General features: G+C 64.6%; 21 protein-coding genes. 3 read left to right on the top strand and 18 right to left on the bottom strand.

Annotated features, from left to right (window positions below; all coding sequences use genetic code 11):
- Positions 1-81 precede the first annotated feature (81 nt).
- Complete coding sequence (locus ACYVGS_RS05745; protein WP_460587706.1) at positions 82-288, top strand: cold-shock protein; 207 nt, start codon at positions 82-84, stop codon at positions 286-288.
- Positions 289-385: 97 nt separating this feature from the next.
- Here ACYVGS_RS05745 and ACYVGS_RS05740 read toward each other — a convergent pair whose 3' ends face one another.
- The 10 genes from ACYVGS_RS05740 to lgt form a co-directional block, all read right to left on the bottom strand.
- Positions 386-1723 (bottom strand): tetratricopeptide repeat protein, encoded by a 1338-nt coding sequence (locus tag ACYVGS_RS05740; protein ID WP_460587705.1) that lies wholly within the window; start codon positions 1721-1723, stop codon positions 386-388.
- 12 nt (positions 1724-1735) lie between these two features.
- Entirely contained in the window at positions 1736-2341 is a 606-nt protein-coding gene (locus ACYVGS_RS05735) for an energy transducer TonB (RefSeq protein WP_460587704.1), read from the bottom strand.
- Positions 2342-2346: 5 nt separating this feature from the next.
- Positions 2347-2766 (bottom strand): ExbD/TolR family protein, encoded by a 420-nt coding sequence (locus tag ACYVGS_RS05730; RefSeq protein ID WP_460587703.1) that lies wholly within the window; start codon positions 2764-2766, stop codon positions 2347-2349.
- A 2-nt stretch (positions 2767-2768) separates the two neighbouring features.
- On the bottom strand, positions 2769-3176 hold the full coding sequence (locus tag ACYVGS_RS05725; protein WP_460587702.1) for an ExbD/TolR family protein: 408 nt from the start codon (positions 3174-3176) through the stop codon (positions 2769-2771).
- A 25-nt stretch (positions 3177-3201) separates the two neighbouring features.
- The gene (locus ACYVGS_RS05720) at positions 3202-3723 is read right to left on the bottom strand and encodes a MotA/TolQ/ExbB proton channel family protein (RefSeq protein WP_460587701.1); all 522 of its coding nucleotides are present in this window, start codon (positions 3721-3723) and stop codon (positions 3202-3204) included.
- 14 nt (positions 3724-3737) lie between these two features.
- Entirely contained in the window at positions 3738-5168 is a 1431-nt protein-coding gene (locus ACYVGS_RS05715; protein WP_460587700.1) for a MotA/TolQ/ExbB proton channel family protein, read from the bottom strand.
- Entirely contained in the window at positions 5168-5953 is a 786-nt protein-coding gene (locus ACYVGS_RS05710; RefSeq protein ID WP_460587699.1) for a DUF3450 domain-containing protein, read from the bottom strand. Before ACYVGS_RS05710 ends, ACYVGS_RS05715 begins: the two co-directional genes overlap by 1 nt.
- Before the next feature lie 227 nt (positions 5954-6180).
- Positions 6181-6702, bottom strand: coding sequence for a dihydrofolate reductase (locus ACYVGS_RS05705; RefSeq protein WP_460587698.1), 522 nt, complete (start codon positions 6700-6702; stop codon positions 6181-6183).
- Positions 6699-7532, bottom strand: a complete 834-nt coding sequence (locus ACYVGS_RS05700) for a thymidylate synthase (protein ID WP_460587697.1) — start codon at positions 7530-7532, stop codon at positions 6699-6701. The genes ACYVGS_RS05705 and ACYVGS_RS05700 overlap by 4 nt, the downstream gene beginning before the upstream one ends.
- Before the next feature lies 1 nt (position 7533).
- The gene (gene lgt, locus ACYVGS_RS05695; protein ID WP_460587696.1) at positions 7534-8334 is read right to left on the bottom strand and encodes a prolipoprotein diacylglyceryl transferase; all 801 of its coding nucleotides are present in this window, start codon (positions 8332-8334) and stop codon (positions 7534-7536) included.
- A gap of 45 nt (positions 8335-8379) precedes the next feature.
- Here lgt and ACYVGS_RS05690 point away from each other — a divergent pair, with 45 nt between their 5' ends.
- Positions 8380-9183, top strand: a complete 804-nt coding sequence (locus ACYVGS_RS05690) for an NRDE family protein (RefSeq protein ID WP_460587695.1) — start codon at positions 8380-8382, stop codon at positions 9181-9183.
- On the opposite strand, the gene ptsP is transcribed toward ACYVGS_RS05690, so the two are convergent.
- A complete protein-coding gene (ptsP, locus tag ACYVGS_RS05685; protein WP_460587889.1) occupies positions 9176-11446 on the bottom strand; it encodes a phosphoenolpyruvate--protein phosphotransferase in 2271 nt (756 codons plus the stop codon). The two genes, ACYVGS_RS05690 and ptsP, sit on opposite strands and share 8 nt — an antisense overlap.
- A 5-nt stretch (positions 11447-11451) precedes the next feature.
- Positions 11452-11952, bottom strand: coding sequence for an RNA pyrophosphohydrolase (locus ACYVGS_RS05680; protein ID WP_460587694.1), 501 nt, complete (start codon positions 11950-11952; stop codon positions 11452-11454).
- Between the two features lie 112 nt (positions 11953-12064).
- On the opposite strand from ACYVGS_RS05680, the gene ACYVGS_RS05675 reads away from it, so the two are divergent.
- A complete protein-coding gene (locus tag ACYVGS_RS05675; protein WP_460587693.1) occupies positions 12065-12721 on the top strand; it encodes an HAD family hydrolase in 657 nt (218 codons plus the stop codon).
- 22 nt (positions 12722-12743) lie between these two features.
- Here the strand turns inward: ACYVGS_RS05675 and ACYVGS_RS05670 are convergent, their stop codons facing one another.
- The 6 genes from ACYVGS_RS05670 to ACYVGS_RS05645 form a co-directional block, all read right to left on the bottom strand.
- Positions 12744-13967 (bottom strand): class I SAM-dependent rRNA methyltransferase, encoded by a 1224-nt coding sequence (locus ACYVGS_RS05670; RefSeq protein WP_460587692.1) that lies wholly within the window; start codon positions 13965-13967, stop codon positions 12744-12746.
- A complete protein-coding gene (gene gcvH, locus ACYVGS_RS05665; protein ID WP_460587691.1) occupies positions 13960-14349 on the bottom strand; it encodes a glycine cleavage system protein H in 390 nt (129 codons plus the stop codon). Before gcvH ends, ACYVGS_RS05670 begins: the two co-directional genes overlap by 8 nt.
- Positions 14350-14425: 76 nt before the next feature.
- The gene (locus tag ACYVGS_RS05660) at positions 14426-15634 is read right to left on the bottom strand and encodes a UbiH/UbiF/VisC/COQ6 family ubiquinone biosynthesis hydroxylase (RefSeq protein ID WP_460587690.1); all 1209 of its coding nucleotides are present in this window, start codon (positions 15632-15634) and stop codon (positions 14426-14428) included.
- Entirely contained in the window at positions 15631-16872 is a 1242-nt protein-coding gene (ubiH, locus tag ACYVGS_RS05655) for a 2-octaprenyl-6-methoxyphenyl hydroxylase (RefSeq protein WP_460587689.1), read from the bottom strand. The genes ACYVGS_RS05660 and ubiH overlap by 4 nt, the downstream gene beginning before the upstream one ends.
- Positions 16873-16878: 6 nt before the next feature.
- On the bottom strand, positions 16879-18192 hold the full coding sequence (pepP, locus tag ACYVGS_RS05650; RefSeq protein ID WP_460587688.1) for a Xaa-Pro aminopeptidase: 1314 nt from the start codon (positions 18190-18192) through the stop codon (positions 16879-16881).
- 8 nt (positions 18193-18200) lie between these two features.
- Positions 18201-18812, bottom strand: coding sequence for a UPF0149 family protein (locus tag ACYVGS_RS05645; RefSeq protein WP_460587687.1), 612 nt, complete (start codon positions 18810-18812; stop codon positions 18201-18203).
- Positions 18813-18867 lie beyond the last annotated feature (55 nt).

Raw genomic sequence — 18867 nt, 5'->3', positions numbered from 1 at the left:
TCCTCGGTACGTTGACCATAAATACAGTGAAACCCGGTGCCCCATGGGCATCAAACGATACATAGTGAGCAGGAAAGAGATATGTCGACAGAGACTGGCACCGTCAAGTGGTTCAACGAGACCAAGGGCTACGGCTTTATCGAGCGCGAAAACGGACCCGACGTCTTCGTGCACTTCAGCGCCATCAAGGGGGAGGGCTTCAAGACGCTGGCCGATGGCCAGAAAGTCGAGTTCACCGTCACCGACGGCCAGAAAGGCCCGCAGGCGGAGAACGTCACCCCGCTCTGAACCTTTCCGGGTACAAAAAAAGGAGCACCTGAGTGCTCCTTTTTTTGTCGTCGCTGAACCCGCCGGGCGCAACCGCCGGGTTCACACCACTGCCGGGTCAGCTTTCCTGCAGTTTTTTCTGCCGGTCGAGTTCGGAATCCATGTACTGGATCCACTGCCTGGCGTACTGCGCGGAACGCTTATCGCGACCGGCGGCCTGGAAGGCCTGTCGCGCATTGTCGTACTGCCCCACGTTGAAGTAGGCCATACCCAGGACCAGCCGCGCCGTGTCGGGACGCTTGATACCCCCGCGCTGCAGGCCCTTGTTGATCGCATCGATGGCCTTGTTGTACTGCTCGCCATCCAGGTAAATGTTGCCCAGACGCGCGTACAACTCACCGTCCTCGGACTTGGCCGCGGCCTTCTCCATGGCGGGGATGGCCCGATCGATCTCCTGCGCCTGGCGCCAGGCATTACCGAGCACTTCCCAGTTCTTCGAGGTATCCTCGATATCACCGGCGTCGAGCCCCTTGTCCATCACCTTGGCTGCCTTGTAGGGCACTTCACTGTTGAGGTAAAGGTAGGCCATGGTGACCTGCTCGGTCCCCTTGTCCAGCATGTCCTGCACGTAGGCGGTTTCCATGGCTGACAGCTGCAGGGAATCCCGCTTCTGTTCGCCATAGAGGTGGGACAGCTGCACCCAGTATTGCTTGTCCGGGTAGAAGGTCAACAGCTCTTCAAGCACCGCGACGGCCTTATCCACCTCGTTCTTCTCGAAGTAGAGGAAGCGCGCCAGGTTCAGCCACTGCTCCTTGGGGATCCGGTCCTTCTCGCGATACATCGAGATGGCCTTTTCCACGTTGCTCAGGGCCTTGTTGTAGTCGTTGAGCTGGTAGTAACCCTGGGCCAGCAGCACGTGTGCCGCGGCATTCGGGTTCTGGGTCATGTCGAACCAGCGCAGCAGCGCATCAACGCCCCGTTGCCATTGCTCCTGCACGAAGTAGAGCTGGGCAATGGTATAGCGCGTGTTGATCTCCATCGCCAGGGGAATGTCCGGCTGGCTGACCACGTTTTCGTAGGCCTCCAGCGCCTTCCTGTAGTCCTCGCGGGAGTAGTGGATGAACGCATACAGGTTGTAGACGTTCGCCAGCTCGTAGCTGTTCAGCTCGTTGCGACCACCCGAGGCGAGCATGTCGTCAAGGATACGCGAGGCGGTAGCGAGATCCTTCTCTTCCGCAGCGGTCTGGGCCTCCGCCAGCTTTTCATAAACCTGGTTACGCAGCGCAGGGGTACGCCGTGTCTCGCGCTGGTCACCCTGCTGTTCCTGGGCGACCGCCGCGGCCATGGGGCGCAGCCCGGCGTCAGTCTGGGCCTGGGAGACCACAACCTGCACGGCCACAACCGGCAGCGCCAGAAAGGCGGCACGCAACCAGACTGAGGGCTTGGACATCTTCATAGGATTACCCGCTTAGTCTTCCAGTTCGTAGGTAAACTTGTTCTGCACACCTGCCACTTCGATGGCGGTGCCATCCACGACCCGGGGCTTGTACTTGAATTTCTCCGCGGCCTTGACCGAGGCGGACTCAAACACGCCCGAGGGCTGGCAATCCACCGGACGGATATCCTTGGTGGAACCGCTGGTGGTCACCGTGTACTCCACGATGCAATAGCCGGTGATGCCACGGGTCTGGGCCCGGCGGGGGTAGATCGGCGCCACCTTGACGATGGGCAGGTATTCGCCGTCACCGGAGGACATGCCTGAGGAGCTGATCGAGACATTCACGTTGGCACGCGGGGCCACGTTGGCGATATCCATGTCCATGTCCATGTCCATGTCCATCGGCTCCATCTCCGGCGGCGGCTCCTCGGGATCCTCCACCTTCTCGGGCTTCTGTTCGCGGACATTGACTTCGATTTCCCGCTCGGGGACGACGATGTCGGCAATCTTGCGGGACTCGACATCCTCCTGCTCATACTCCCGATCAATCAGGCTCTGCATGATGTAGAACAGACCGACCGCGACCGGGATGGCGACCAGGGCGGCAATCAAAACCCTTAAAAAACGGTTGCCCATCTCGATTACACCTCGTCATCCGTTGATATACAGGGGGGAGCAGTCAGCAGCGGACGCACCTCGTCCACCAGCTGCTCGACCACATAGGCCGGGGTATCCCGATCCACCTGTACAACCAGGTTGGCCTGGGGCGATTCGTTCTTGGCCGCTTCGGTCAGACGATTGACCCGCTCCAGGGGCACCTTCTCCTTGTTGTAGTAAATGTCTCCCCGGGAGTCGACCGCAAAGATGATCGTGCCCCGCTCGCAGGCCTCGGTCATGGTCGCCTGGGGCTTCATCAGCTCCACGCCGGGTTCCTTCACAAAGGAAGACGTCACGATGAAGAAGATAAGCATGATGAACACGACGTCCAGCATGGGGGTCAGGTCAATCTGTCCCGCTTCATCGCCCTCGGCAGGCCGGGGTGCATTGTCTCGCATGCTCATGTTTACCGCCCCCCCGCACTGGCCCAGTTGACAGCACCGGCGCCGGCTTCGCGCGCGGCATCCGCCACGTCAACCACCGCATTGGCCCTGGCGCCCTTCTCAACCTTGATGGTTACTGCCTGGTCCGGATCGCTGGCCAGCAGGCGCTGGATATTGGCGCGCACCGCACGCGCATCCACCCGCCGATTCTCCATCCAGATCTGGTTGTCGGCATGGATATTGACAAGAATACTGGTGGCGTCGCTCGGATCGGACTTGGAGTCATCCGGACGGTTGACTTCAAGCCCCGCCTCCTTGAGGAACGACGCTACCACGATGAAGAAGATAAGCATGATAAAGACGACGTCCAGCATGGGCGTCAGGTCGATGTCTGCTCCACCTTCTTCCTTATGTTTAGCGAGTCTACGCATTGGCTGGGTACCTGTGGACGCCCGATCAATGATCGGACGTCAGTTGATCCTGAAGAAATTCCTGTTCCCGATTCGCGATTCGCGTGAGGTAGGTGTTGGCGAACAGCCCGGAGAGGGCCGCCACCATGCCAGCCATGGTGGGGATGGTGGCTCGTTCCACACCACCCGCCATGGACTTGGCGTCACCGCCCCCGGTAACCGCCATCACGTTGAACACCTCGATCATCCCGGTCACCGTTCCCAGCAGCCCCAGCAGGGGACACAGGGCCACCAAGGTGGTGATGACCGGCAGGTTGTTGTTGATAAGCTCGCGGCTCTCCGACAACAGCTTCGAACGGATCTGCTTGGCATTCCATGACTTGCGCTCCGAACGCTCTTCCCAGGTGTTAATGATCCGGAAGGCATCCTTGCGCCATGCAAGCTTGAAATACCACAAGCGCTCGAAGATCAGGGTCCACATCACGAAGACCAGGATGGCGATTAGCCAGAGCACATCCCCGCCTTTATCCATAAAGGCGAGAATGGTTTCTACAATACCTCCTGACATGGTCTAACCCCTGCTTACTTTTCGGAGTGCTCAGCAACGATGCCAGTGGCCTGCTCGTTGAGCACGTGAATGATGCGCTGGGCGCGGCCATTCACGACCGTGTGCAGCAGTACTGTCGGGATGGCAACCAGCAGACCCAGTACAGTGGTCACCAGAGCGCTGGAGATACCGCCCGCCATGGCCTTGGGATCACCCGCACCAAAGATGGTGATGGCCTGGAAGGTGATGATCATACCGGTCACCGTACCCAGAAGACCCATCAGCGGCGCGACGGCAGCGATGATCTTCAGCAGGGTAAGACCGGATTCCAGCTTGGGAGTTTCCCGCATAACGCCTTCGGCCATCTTCAGCTCGAGGGTCTCGGCGTCCATGTTCGGGTTGTCCTCGTGGATCTTGAGCACGCGACCCAGCGGGTTGTTGGTGCTGGCACTGGAGCTCTTCAGCTGCTTGCTGACCTTGGCGCCAACCGCAGAGAGAACGATCAGGCGGTAGATCGCGAGCAGGAAGGCGAACACACCAACCGCGGTGATCGCGTAGCCCACGTAGCCACCCTGGTGCCAGCGCTCTTCCAGGGTCGGGCTGTCAATGATAGCCGCCAGGAAAGAACCACCGGTGGGGCCGGTCGGGTCGATACCGAACTGGTGCATGCCTTCAGAGGCATTGGCCAGCTCTTCGGCCCAGGCCGTGTAGTTGCCCGCGGGCTGACGCGGCAGCACACTCAGGGTGTCATTGTTGTAGGCCAGGTAGTTGCCATCGGTGTCGATCACGTTGAAGGCGCCGACACGGACGACCTCACGGTTCTCGCGCTCGCCGGAGGCGGTGGCAACTTCGGTGTCAAACCTGACCACCTTGCCGGTCTCGGTGATCTCGCGCAGCATCTCGTACCAGACGCGCTCGATTTCCTCGATCTTGGGCAGCTTGTCCGAGGTGCTCATCTTGTCGATCAGCTCCCGCAGGAACTCACCGCGGTTCGGGTACTGGGCGGAGACCAGGGAGACTTCCAGGTTCTGGGAAAGGTCGCCGGCTGCCGCGGTCAGGTGGCCGAACAGTTCGGTCAGGGCACCCAGACGCTCTTTCAGCTGCTGCTGTTTCGCATCCACTTCCAGCTCGTTCTCCTCGAACTCGCTTTCGAGGCGTGCAGAACGGGCTTCCTGGCGGTCGCGCTCCTGGCGGGCCTGCTGCAGCATGTTCTGCTGTTCAGCCTTGGCAGCCTGGAAGCGGCGCTCACGCTCGCGGTTTTCCTGGGCTTCGCGGGCCTGGCCCTGCTTCACGAACTGCAGCAGCTCGTTCAGGGTAGCCGCGGCTTCCGCGCGCACATCCGCCTGTGAATCCTCGGCGGCGGCAGCTGCGTCGTCGGCTGCCTGGTCCTGCGCCTGGGCAGCACCCGTCACCGCCAGCGCGCCGCCCAGCATGAGGGCGGAGATAAACTTGTTAAGCACGTTCATTATTCAGCCTCCGGTGCAGCAACGGGCATGTTGAGGAGTTCGATGGTGGCCTGCTTCTTGGCGATGCGGACACCCTTGCGAATGGCATTGGCGTAGTCGCCGGCCGACAGGGGCTCCCAGCTGCGGGTTTCGTTGTTCCAGACACCGCTCTCTTCACCGTCGGTGGTCTGATAGACCAACGCGACGCGACCAATGCGCAGGAAGTCCACATCCCGGGTCACCCCGTTGACTTCGATGGTGTCACTGTAGGTTTCCATGCCGCGACCGTACTGGAGCTCGATATTGTAGGCTTCCAGCACCTGGCGGAACTTCTCCGCCACGGTCAGATCGGAGCGGTCGACGTTGGAACGCAGGAACTCAATACGCTCCATGCGCTCGTCCAGGTTGAAGGGAACGTCGAGCTGCACGAACTGCTCCAGCCCGTCGATCATGCGAATGACCAGCGGGGTCATCTGCCGCTGGATCACGGTGACATCGTTGATCGACTCCTCGATGTCCGCGATGCGGCGCTCCTGGTTGGCAATCTGCTTCTCCAGGCGGTTGTTGTACACCTTCAGGCCGTCCACCTGCTTCATGACCGCCTTGTAGTCGGCCAGCAGGTCGCGGGCTTCGTCCGCCAGGCGGTCAATCCGCTGCTGGGACTCCCGCGCTGCCTGGTTCTTTTCCTGCCCAACCTCCAGGATGGAGTCCAGGCTATTGGCCTGCACGGTCGCCGCAGCACCCAACAGGGTGCCGGAGGCTACCAGTGCAGCGATCAATACATTTTTCAATCGATGCGTAGTCATGGGAATTGCGCTTCCTATTTCTTCCATCAGGGATGATTCAGGGCTGAGACAGCGTGGCTCGGTACAACGTAGTTAGTGTGAACATCTCAGATCGGTAAACCGAGGTGAGGAATTTAATCTGAATACTGTGACATTTTCAATCAATCCACCAAGGAGGGTCTTGTATTTTTTTTAAGTGTGTAGTTACGTTACGTTTGCTGGTCATATACGGCCATAAAGTAACATAATCACCCAATGTCACCCCCCTGACACCGGTCGTGCTGAACGAAGGCAAAGCCCGGGCGGCCTTCGGCCGGCGGGTGCTCTTCGCGCATGGTCTCTTGCCAGGCGGGCCCCTCGAAGGCCGGAAACCAGGTATCGCCGGGAACCTCCGCGTGCACTTCGGTGACATAGAGCCGCGCCACCCGCGGCAGGGCTTCGGCGTAGATCTGGGCACCGCCGATGACCATGACCTCGTCGACGCCGGCCCGGGCCGCCAGAACGTCTGCCCGCTCGAGTGCCGCATCGAGGCTGGTAAACACGTCGGCACCCTCCGCCGCGAAGGTCGGGTCGCGACTCACCACCAGGCTGGGACGCCCCGGCAGCGGGCGACCGATCGACTGCCAGGTTCGCCGCCCCATTACCAGCGGCTTGCCCATGGTCAGCTGGCGGAAATGGCGCAGGTCTTCAGGCAAATGCCAGGGCAGGTCGTTGTCGCGTCCGATAACCCGGTTGCGGGACATGGCGACTATCAGCGCGAGGCGTGTCATACCGCCACCGGTGCCGGAATATTCGGCCAGGGGTCGTAGTCCACCAGGCGGAAGTCCTCGAAGCAGTAGTCGTAAATGCTATCCGGCCGGCGCAGGATCTCCAGCCGCGGCAGGCGCCGCGGGGCGCGGGACAGCTGCTCGCGAACCTGGCTCATGTGATTGCTGTAGATGTGCGAGTCACCCGTATTGATGATGATCTCACCGGGCTCCAGGTCACACTGCTGGGCCAGCATCAAGGTCAGGACCGCCAGGCTGGCGGTGTTGTAGGGCAAGCCCAGGAAGCTGTCGCTGGAGCGGATATAGAGCAGTGCCGACAGGCGCCCCTGCGCCACCCAGAACTGGTAGAGAAGATGGCAGGGAGGCAAGGCCATGCGCCCGGCCCGCGCATTCTCACGCGGGCTGACCGACTCGTCCGGCAGGTACTCCACATTCCAGCCGTGAAAGAGGATGCGCCGGCTGTCCGGATTGTTGCGCAGGCAGTCGACGACATAGTCGATCTGGTTGATGCTGCCGCCGTCGCGCGTGGGCCAGGCCGTCCACTGGGCGCCATATACCGGCCCCAGGTCGCCGCTCTCGGTGGCCCACTCATTCCAGATGCTGACCCCGCGTTCCTGTAGCCAGCGCACATTGGTGTTGCCACTCAGGAACCACAGCAGCTCGTTGATGATGCTTTTCAGATGCAGCTTTTTGGTGGTGAGCAGGGGAAAACCGTCGGCCAGGTCGTGGCGGAACTGGCGCCCGAAGACCGACAACGTGCCGGTGCCGGTGCGGTCCCCCTTGGCGACGCCGTGGTCGAGAATATCCTGCAACAGGTCGAGATACTGGCGCACGTCATGCCCCCCGGTGGCGAACGGAATAGTGGTAGGCGTAATAGAGCAGCCACGCGCCCAGCGCCACCATCGGCAGGCACAGCAGCTGGCCGCGGGTCAGCCAGCCGAAGGCCTGGTAGCCGATGTGCGCATCGGGCTCGCGGAAAAACTCGGCGACAAAACGCAGCACGCCGTAGCCCAGGCAGAACAGCCCCGCGACAGCCCAGCGCGGGCGCGGCTTGCGGGCAAACCACAACAAGATGAAGAACAGCAGCATGCCCTCGAGGGCAAACTGGTAAAGCTGCGAGGGGTGGCGCGGCAACTGCAGCGGGTCGGCGGGAAACAGCATCCCCCAGGGCATGTCCGTAGGCCGCCCCCAGAGCTCCTGACCGATAAAATTTCCCAGGCGCCCCAGGGCCAGGCCGACCGGAGTCAACAGCGCGGCCAGGTCGAGGACACCGCCGACCGGCAGGTCGCGACTGCGGGAAAACCACCAGACCGCAACAATCACGCCGATCAGGCCGCCGTGGAAGGACATGCCGCCCTCCCAGACCCGCAGCAGCCAGGTCGGATCCTGCAGCAGGCGCTCGCCGCCATAGAACAGCGTGTAGCCAATGCGCCCACCCAGCACCACACCCAGGGCGCTGAAGAAGATCAGGTCATCGACCTGCTCGCGGGAGACAGGAACGTCCGGGCGCGCCGCGCGGCGGCGCCCGAGCCACCAGGCAAAGGCGAGCCCGGCGACATAGGTCAGCCCGTACCAGTGGACCTGCGCGGGGCCGAGGGCAAAGGCCACCGGATCGATATCGGGGTAACGCAACATGGGCAAGGATTCACAAAATCAGCGCGGCGTGACAGGATGCCAGCCATGTGTCTGATTATCCTTGCCTGGCGCCCCCGGGACAACCTGCCCCTGGTCGTTGCTGCCAACCGCGACGAGTTTCATGCGCGCCCCAGTGTCCCTGCGCACTTCTGGCCGGATCAGCCATCGCTACTGGCCGGACGCGACCTCAGTGCCGGTGGCACCTGGATGGGCGTGACACGGGAAGGGCGCTTCGCCGCCCTGACCAATTTCCGCGACCCGGCGCGCAGCCAGCCGCGGGAGCGCAGCCGCGGGGAACTCGCGGTGGAGTTCCTCTGCAGTGACCTGGCCCCCAGTGAGTATCTGCGCCGACTGGGCCCCCGGGCCGATGCGTACGCGGGCTTCAACCTGCTGGCGGGCACCCCGGGTGAGCTGGCCTGTTACAGCAACTGTGCGGCACCGGAAAATGCACTGCAAATCCTGTCACCCGGCATTTACGGCTTGAGCAACGCACTGCTGGACACGCCCTGGCCCAAGGTGGTCGAGGGGCGCCGCGCACTGGGGCAGGTGCTCGCGGACGGCGCGCCACCCGACCACGCAAGCCTGCGGGCCGTTGTCAGTGACCGGCGACCGGCACCGGCATCCGCCCTGCACCCCCTAGGGCAGACCGAAACCATGGATCGCACCCTGTCCGCCCAGTTCATTCTCACACCGACCTACGGTACCCGCGCCACCACCACCCTGTGGTTGAGCGGGACGGATGATGGGGCCCTGACAGGCGACTGGTGCGAAGTAAGCTTCGATGCGGAGGGCCGCGAGAGCGGCCGCTGTGAATGGCGCTTTGCCGCCGCGGGCGGCACAGTCAGCTGACAGCCCCGTGCAGGAATTGCTGCAGGCCGTGCTCGCGCATCACCCGCTCGAGGTACTGGTACACGGCGGTCGCGTGGTCGAGGGTCATGACATCCTCCAGCACTTCACGGGCACGCTGGTAGCCAATATTGCGCACGGCTTTCTTGACCCGTGTCAGGCTGGTGGCGTTCATTGACAGGACATCGTAGCCCATGGCCAGCAACAGAATGGCCGCCAGGGGGTCGCCCGCCAGCTCCCCGCAGATGCTCACAGGCTTGCCCGCCTCCCGGCCGGCACTGGCAACGTCCTGCAGGGCCCTGAGTACGGCCGGGTGGAACGAATGGTAGAGGTCGGCGACACGGGCATTGTTGCGATCGACCGCCAGCAGATACTGAGTCAGGTCATTGCTGCCCACTGAGAGGAAGTCGGCGCGGCGGGCCAGCGCCCGGGCCTGATAGACCGCCGCCGGCACCTCGACCATCACACCGACCGGCGGCAGGGCCACCTCGACCCCCTCCTGCACGACCTCGCGATGACTGCGCCGAATCAGCTGGATGGCCTCATCCAGTTCCGCCACATGACTGATCATCGGTAGCATGATGCGCAGGTTGTTCAGGCCTTCATTGGCCTTGAGCATGGCCCGCACCTGGGCCAGGAAGATCTCGGGGTGATCCAGGGTAACCCGGATACCCCGCCAGCCGAGGAAGGGGTTGTCCTCCTGGATGGGAAAATACGGCAGTGCCTTGTCGCCACCGATATCGAGGGTGCGCATGGTCACCGGACGCGGCGCGAAGGCCTCGAGCTGCTCCCGATAGATCTGCCGCTGCTCCTCTTCACTGGGAAAGCGCTCGCGCAGCAGGAAGGGGACTTCCGTGCGATAGAGGCCAACTCCCTCCGCGCCCTGCTCCAGGGAGCGTGTCACATCGGCCATCAGGCCGGTATTCACCCACAGGGGAATACGGTGACCATCCGGCGTTTCGCAGGGCAGGTCGCGCAGGGATTCCAGGTCGCGCGACAGCGCCTGGTCCTGATCCACCAGCGCCTGGTAGCGGGCGCGCACTTCGGACAGCGGATTCAGGTGCACCGTGCCGTTGTAGCCGTCGACTATCAGTTCACGATCCTGGAGGCGGGTATAGGGAAGGTCCACCGCGCCCATGACCGTGGGCACGCCCATGGCGCGCGCCAGGATCGCCACGTGGGAATTGCCCGAACCGCGCACGGAAATCAGGCCGACCAGACGCTCCCGGGGCACTTCCCCCAGGGCCGATGCGGTCAGCTCCTCCCCGACCAGAACCGTGTGTTCGGGGTAGTCGCGGCCCTGCACGCGATCGGCGTCCTGCAGATAGCCCAGGACGCGGGTCCCGAGATCCTTGACGTCGACAGCGCGCTCGCGCAGGTAACTGTGCTCCATACGCTCGAAATGGCGAATATGGCGAATCATCACCGCCGCCAGCGCCCCCTGGGCCCAGTGCCCCGCCTTGATCATCGCGGCCACCTCGCCGCCAATCGCCGAGTCGTCCAGGATGCCCAGGTAAACATCAAACAAGGCGTGATCCTCGGGGCTCATTTCGCCCCGCAGGTTGTCAGACACCGCCTGGATGTCCGCGCGCACGGCATCAAGCGCGTTGCGGAACGCGCGCAGCTCGCGCCGGCGATCGTCCACCAGCCGGCGTGGCACGGTGAACAGGTCGGCCACCGGTGACACCACCACCGCCGTGCCAATGGCCACCCCCGGGGCACCGGGAATACCGCTGACGCGTGCCGGGGCGGCGGCGACGCCGGGAAGCTGCTCGGCGACCGAACCGGTCACTCGCGCGTGCGCGATCACACCCGCCAGCTGGGCGGACATGGTGACCAGGAAGGCCTCCTCCGATTCGTCGAAACGACGCCGTTCCCGCTGCTGTACCACCAACACGCCGAGAACTTCCCGCTGGTGGATGATGGGGACACCGAGGAAGGCGTGGAAGGATTCCTCCCCCAGATCCTGAAGCAGCTGGAAACGGGGATGACTCTCGGCATTTTCGAGGTTCACCGGCTCCTCGCGCTCCGCCACCAGACCCACCAGACCCTCACCGGGAGCGAGGCTGGCGAGCCCCACCTGGCCGGCATTGAGGCCCTCGGTCGCCCGAAAAACCAGGCGACCGGTAGTCTCGTCGATCAGATAGACACTGCAGACCTCGGTACCCATCGCATCGCGCACCCGGCGCACGATGATGCCAAGGGCATCGGCCAGCCCTTCGGCGGTGTTGACCTCCTGCACCACATTGCGCAGGGTTTCCAGCATCATGGTTACCAAGTATCGGCCTCCCGCAGCACCCGCCCGAGGGGCGGGGCGAGTTCTTTCAGAGCGCGGCGATAGACCTCGCGCTTGAAGGCCACGACCTGGTTGAGCGGGTACCAATAGCTGACCCACTCCCAGTGGTCGAATTCGGGCTTGTGATTGGCATCCAGGCACACGGCCTTGTCATCGGCCAGCATCTGCAGCAGGAACCACTTCTGCTTCTGGCCGATGCACAGGGGGTTCTGCCCCTTGCGAATAAAGCGACGCGGCAGGCGATAGCGCAGCCAGCCCCGGGTAACCGAGACAACGCGCACGGCGTCCGGGGTAAGGCCCACCTCCTCCTCCAGTTCCCGGTAAAGCGCCTGCTCCGGGGACTCCCCGCGGTTGATGCCACCCTGGGGGAATTGCCAGGCGTCCCGGCCCCCTACCCGGCGCGCCCACAACAGCTGGCCAGCATCATTCGCCAGAATGATGCCGACGTTGGGCCGAAATCCGTCGGGGTCGATCACCTGAGACTACCTTCTTTATTGGGCCGGCTATTGTTCCACACTTTAGGCTGCCTGAAAAATTGTCAGCACACCAGTTGCGGGCTATGCTGGCGCCGCGCACAAGGAGCCCCGCATGACCCTCGCCATCTTCGACCTCGACAACACCCTGATCGCCGGGGACAGCGACTACCTGTGGGGCTGCTTCGTGTGCGAACAGGGCCTGGTGGACAGCGCCTGGTTCGCCGCCGAAAACGAACGCTTCTACCGGGACTACCAGGCCGGGAATCTGGACATCCAGGCCTACCTGCGGTTTGCCCTGTCGCCGCTGAAAGGCCGCCCCGCGGATGAACTGGCGGCCCTGCACCGCCGCTTCATGGCAGAGAAGATCGAACCCATTCTGCTGCCACGCGCCCGGCAGCTGGTGGAGAGCCACCGCGAGCTGGGCCATCGCCTGCTGATCATTACGGCCACCAATGCCTTCATTACCCGCCCGATCGCCGCGGCTTTCGATATCCCCGACCTGCTGGCCTGCGAGGGTGAAATTGTCGACGGGCTGTATACCGGAGAGCCCGCGGGCATTCCCTCCTTCCACGAGGGCAAGGTGCTGCGCCTGAAAGCCTGGCTGGCAAATGAACAGCTGGCACCCGCCTCGACCTGGTTCTACAGCGACTCGCACAACGACCTGCCGCTGCTCCAGGGCGTGGACTGCCCGGTCGCCGTGGACCCGGACCCGACCCTGCGCCGCCATGCAGAGTCCGCCGGGTGGCCAGTCATCAGCCTGCGCGACTAAGCCGGGCGCAGCGGGCCGCTACTCAGTCGGCGGCGGGCAGGCGCCGGGCAAAAATGGCCTTGAGGTAGTCGGTCTCGGGGATCAGGGGATGGACCGGATGATCGGGCCCCTGACCGCACTGCTCCAGCACCCGCAGCTCGCAGCCGGCGCGCCGGGCAGCACCCTGCATGGCGGCCTGCAGGTCACCGCGGGACAAATGCATGGAACAGGAACCGGAAACCAGCACGCCACCGGGGCGCAACAGCTGCAGCGCCAGTTCGTTGATGCGCTGGTAGGCCTTGAAGCCCTTCTTCTGATCGCGCCGCCGCTGGATAAAGGCCGGCGGATCCAGAATCACCACATCAAACTGTTCCCCTTCCTGGCGCAGGTTCTGCATGGCGACATCCGCCGCCGCACGCAGCACGCCGACCCGTTCGGCACAGCCGTTGAGGCGGGCATTCTCCTCGACACCCTGCAGGGCAAGCGCGGAGCTGTCGACACACAGCACCTCGCGCGCACCGGCCGCTGCCGCCTGTATGCCCCAGCCGCCGATGTAGCTGTAGACATCCAGCACCCGCGCGCCCTTCACATAACTGGCGAGGCGCGCGCGGGCCAGGCGGTGATCGTAGAACCAGCCGGTTTTCTGCCCCGCCTTGACCGGGGCGAGAAAGGCCACGCCATTTTCCTCCAGCGGCGCCAGGTCGGGCACCTCGCCGTAGAGGGTGACGATACTTTCGTCCAGGCCCTGCTCCCGGCGCGCCCGGCTGTCACCGCGCAGCAGAATGCCGCGCGGCGCCAGCAGCTCGACCAGCACCTCCACCAGCAGCGGCACATGTCGCTCCATGATCGCGTTCTGTAGCTGCAGCACCAGGATATCGCGAAAGCGGTCCACGACCAGGCCCGGCAAGCCGTCACTGTCACCGTAAACCAGGCGGTAGCAAGGTGCGGAAAAATCTGCCTCGCGGGCAGCCAGGGCACGCCCCAGCAGCGCCTGCATACGCCGCCGATCCAGCGGCCGGTCGTTTCCGCGATCGTAAAGCCGGGCACAGATGAGCGCCTGGGGCTCCATGCAGGCGGCACCCAGCAGACGGCCGTCGGCGCCGCGCACACAGACCGTATCTCCCGCCTGCAGCGCGGTCAGCGGGCTGCGCGAAACATCCACCTCGTTGGAATAAACCCAGAGATGCCCGGCGCGCAGGCGGCGGTCGGCGCCGCCCTTCAGCCAGAGCTCGGGAAGCGCCGCGACAGCACTACCGGTGTCACTCACTGTCGCATTGTTCGAGATAGGCCTCGGCATCCAGCAGCTTTTGCAGCTCTGCCGTGTCGGCGGGTTGCAGCCGGAAGAACCAGCCCTCGTCATAGGGATTACCGTTGACCAGCTCCGGCGAGTCCTCGAGGGCGTCGTTGATGGCAATCACCTCGCCGGAGACCGGCGCGTAAATGTCTGATGCCGCCTTGACCGACTCCACCACGCCGGCCTCGTCTCCCGCGGCCAGTGTGGCACCCACCTCCGGCAGCTCGACAAAGACCACATCGCCCAGCGCTTCCTGGGCGTGGTCGGTGATGCCGACGGTAACCGTGCCGTCTTCTTCCAGGCGCGCCCATTCGTGGCTGCTGGCGTACTTCAGTTCACTGGGCGTCTGGCTCATGGGGATTCCTCGATACTGGGGATGATTGAACCCGCCATTCTAGCGGCGGGCAATGGAAAAACAATGCGGCCGAGCCTCAGAGGCCCATGGCCCGGTGCATCACCTGCTGTTTCAGGGGCGCGGCGCGCTGGAACAGCCGCATGCCGCTGTTGCGCAGCCAGCGCACTGGGGGCTCGGGGGCCTCGAACAGCCGCTTGAAGCCCTCCATGGCCGCCATCATCAGCAGGTTCTCGCCCTTGCGTTGCCGCTGGTAGCGCCGCAGCACCGCCAGGTCCCCCGGTGCCAGCCCGCGACGCTGCGCGCGCTGCAGCTCGGCGGCGAGTACCGCCACGTCCTGCAGTCCGAGGTTGAGCCCCTGGCCGGCAAGCGGATGAATGGTATGCGCGGCATCCGCCACCAACGCCAGCCCCGGCTGCACATAGTCCCGGGCGTGCCGCTGGCGCAGGGGAAAACCGACACGCGGCGAGCAGGCCACGATGCCCGCTGGACGCCCCTCGCAGGCGGCTTCCAGGGCGCGGCGGAAGGCCTCATCGTCCAGTGCCAGCAACTCGGCGGCCCGGGCCTCCCGCTGCGACCAGACAATCGAGCAGAAATGCCGCTCACCGCTGCCCGGCAGGGGCAACAGGGCCAACGGGCCGGTGTCGGAAAAGCGCTGCCAGGCCGTGTCGCCATGGGGGCCATCCAGCTCCACCGTCGCCACAATGGCGCGGTGCCCATAATCCCATTCCCGGGTGGGAAAGCCGGCCAGCTCCCTGAGAGGTGACAGGGCACCGTCGGCGGCCACCACCAGCGCCGCCTCGAGACGCCGCCCCGATGCCAGCTGCAGCTGCCAGCCCGGCCCCCCGGGGCGAATATCCGACACCGTCTCCGGCGCCAGCCAGGCCAGCTCACGCTGCCCGGCCAATGCCTCCAGCAGCGCACTGACCAATGCCCGGTTCTCGACAATGACGCCCAGCGCCTCCCCACCGGTCTCGCTGGCATCAAACTCCACGCAGGCCGTACCGTCACCGTCCCACACGGTCATGTGCCGGTAGGGGCAGCAGCGGTAGTCCGCCACTGCGGACCAGGCCCCCAGGTCCTGCAGAAACCGGCGCGAGCGCGGATTGAGCGCCACCACCCGGCGGTCGAAGTCGAGCAAACCACGCTCCGCGGGTAGCTCGGGGCGAGCAGCAGGCCCGGCCTCCACCAGCGCCACTGACCAGCCGCTGCCACGCAGGGCCAGGGCCAGGGCGGAGCCGGCGATACCCGCGCCTACCACCACAATATCGAAGTCGCCTCGACTCACGCCTGCATCCCCCCGGCACGCATGCCGGCAGCCTGCCGGACAAAAGCCTTCTTGAAGGGCGCAACCCAGTCCAGCCCGGAGAGCGCCAGATCACGCGCCATGCCCAGCACGGGATCACTCTGCATGAACAGAGCGGGGAGCAGGTCGCTGAACCCAATGGTCAGGCGCTGATCGCCCCGCTGACGGCGCGCATAGGTCTGCAGCACGGAGAGCTCCCCCGGCTCCTGGCCGCGGGAAACGGCCTCACCCAGAGTCTCCGCCAGGGCGGCACAGTCGCGCAGGGCAAGATTGAAGCCCTGCCCCGCGACCGGGTGCAGGGCGTGTGCGGCATTGCCCATGATCACCAGGCCGCGGCGCACCTGCTCTTCACTGCGCAGCAGGGCCAGCGGATAGCTCTGGCGCGGACTGGCCTGGAGAAAACGCCCCAGGCGATAGCCAAAGCGATCCCCCAGCGCACCGAGAAAAGCCTCGTCAGCGGCAGCGACCAGGGTGTCGGCGCGCTCTGGCGGCAGAGTCCAGACCAGGGCACTGCGATGGGCAACTCCCTCCGCCGGGCGCAGGGGCAGCAGGGCCATGGGCCCCTGGTCGGTAAAGCGTTCAAAAGCACAACCCGCGTGAGGCCGGTCAGTGGCGACGTTGCAGATCAAGGCATGCTGCCCGTAGGGTTTGCGCTCTACCGCGATGCCAAGGCGATCCCGGAGCCCCGACTCCGCACCGTCGGCCACCACCAGCAACTGACAGTCAAGGCTCGGCGGCACGCCCTCGCCTTCCAGCTGGAGCCGCATGCCACCGGCACTTGCCTGCGCCTCCACCACCCGAGCCGGATTGAGCAATTCGATACCCGGCCGACCCCGCAGCACATGCAGCAGCGCCTGTCCCAGCCAGGGGTTCTCCACTACATGCCCCAGCGCCGGCCAGTCGTGGTCGCTGGCGCGCAGCAGGCTGCTGCCAAAACGACCGCGGGAAGACACATGGATGGTCTCGATGGCGCAAGTGTGGCGGCGCAGGGTCTCCCACACACCACACTGCTCATACAGGCTGCGGGAGCGATAGCTCAATGCGGTGGAACGGGCATCGAAAGCGGGGTGGTAATCCGGCACCCGCCCCGCCGCGGGAGGCAGGCGAAAGCCCTCGACCAGGGTAATGCTGCGGGTGGCGGGCAGCTGCTCAGCCAGCAGCAGGGCCAGGCTGATGCCCACCATGCCGCCCCCGGCAATCACGATGTCACGTCTGTCCATAGGCATTCAGGCCGCCATCAGCGCTTCGATTTCGTCCGGCTCCCGGGGGACCCCCTCCGTCAGCAGACGGTAGCCGGACGCTGTAACCACCACGTCGTCTTCGATACGAATGCCAACACCACGCCAGCGTGCAGCCACGGGGGCATCCGGCGGAATGTAGATACCCGGCTCCACGGTCATCACCATGCCGTCTTCCAGCAAGCGCCATTCGCCTGCAACACGGTAGTCGCCGACGTCGTGCACGTCGAGGCCCAGCCAGTGGCCCGCGCGGTGCATGTAATAGTCGCGGTAAGCGCCGTCGGCGATCAGCCGTGACGGCTCGCCCTTGAGAATACCCAGCTCGACCAGACCGCGGGTAATCACCTCCACCGTAGCCTGGTGGGGATCATCCCAGTGATTGCCTGGGCGGATGGCAGCCAGTGCCGCTCGCTGCGCCTCCAGCACAACCTCGTAAATGGCACGCTGGCTGGGGGAGAAACGGCCGCTGACGGGGAAGGTACGGGTAACATCCGCTGCGTAATTCTGGTACTCGCATCCGGCATCGATCAGAACCAGGTCGCCGTCGCGCAGTGTGCGCCGATTATCGACGTAATGCAGCGTGCAGGCATTCGGGCCGCTGCCGACAATACTCGGGTAGGCGGGATGGCGCGCCCCCGCCAGGGCGAAGTGGTAGTGCAGTTCCGCTTCCAGCTGATATTCCGTCACCCCGGGTGCCGCCGCCCGCATGGCCCGGCAGTGGGCGGCGGCCGTGATCTCCCCGGCCCTCGCCATCAGCTTGAGCTCCGCGGCGCTTTTCTTCAGGCGCAGCTCGTGCACCAGGTGATCGAGGTCGGTAAAGTCGCCGGGCGGCACCGCACCGACCGCTGCCTGGCCGCGGATACGGTTGACCCAGCCCATCAGCCGGCGGTCAAAGCCCTCGCTGCGCCCCATGGAGTAGTAGACCCGCTCCCGGCCCTCGATCAGGCCCGGCAGGATGTCGTCGATATCGCTAACCGGGAAGGCGTCATCCGCGCCGTAGTGCTCGCAGGCACCCTCAGGTCCCTCCCGGTGGCCATGCCACAGGGCATGCGCCTCATCGCGCTCCCGACAGAACAGCACGAATTCACCGTGCTCACGCCCGGGAATCAGGACCAGCACCGACTCCGGCTCGGGAAATCCGCAGAGGTAGTGAAAGTCACTGTCCTGGCGGAAGGGGTACTCTGTATCCCGGCTGCGCATGCATTCGCGCGCCGAGGGCAGAATGGCAATGCTGTTGGGCTCCATCAGGGCCATGAGCCGGCGGCGACGGCGAGCAAATTCGGCGCGAGAGATCCTGCTCATGACGGACCTCAGTGCAACTCGCCCGGGCGCTGCCGGGCCGCCCGTTGCCGCTCTTCATCCCGGCCCCGGCTATCCATGTAGACATTCAGTGCCGCGAAGCGCAGGTACTCGACCACCTCTGCGTAGTTCTCCTCGGCATCCTCCTCGTCCACGTCGGGCGCATCCTCATCGACCTGGGTCATCAGCGCCATGTCCCGCAGCACCTCGGTGCTGTCCCCGGGCAGGGTTTCCCCACCGGTCCCCGCCCGCGCTGTCACCCGGGCGTAGCCGGTCAGGAAGCCACGGCACCAGTCGGCCAGTGCCAGCAGGCGCTGACCCAGCTCGACCCCCTCGTCGGGCAACAGGGGCAGGAAGTCGAAGGTATCGTCCTCCATCGCCTCCTGACTCGCCGCGTAGAGTCGCAGCACCTGGTCGGCAAGCTCACCGTGCAGTTCGAGGCCCAGAGCCTGGTTGAGGTCATCGAGCGCCGCCTCGGCGCCCCGCTGATCGCCCGCGGCCAGCAGCCCCGACAGACAGCCGTGCAGCTCGGAGGGCGAACAGGACTCGCCCTGCTCAAGCAGCAGATTGGCAATATCGTCGAAATAGAACAGACCGGTTTCACCCGGCAGACTGTCAAACATGCACGCGCCCCTGGCCAGCGACACAAGCTGCAACACGGCAACTCCGAAGTGTTGC

The organism is Haliea atlantica (assembly GCF_054779855.1).
Note: the sequence above shows the minus strand (reverse complement) of the source record. Positions and strands in the feature narration are given on the sequence as shown.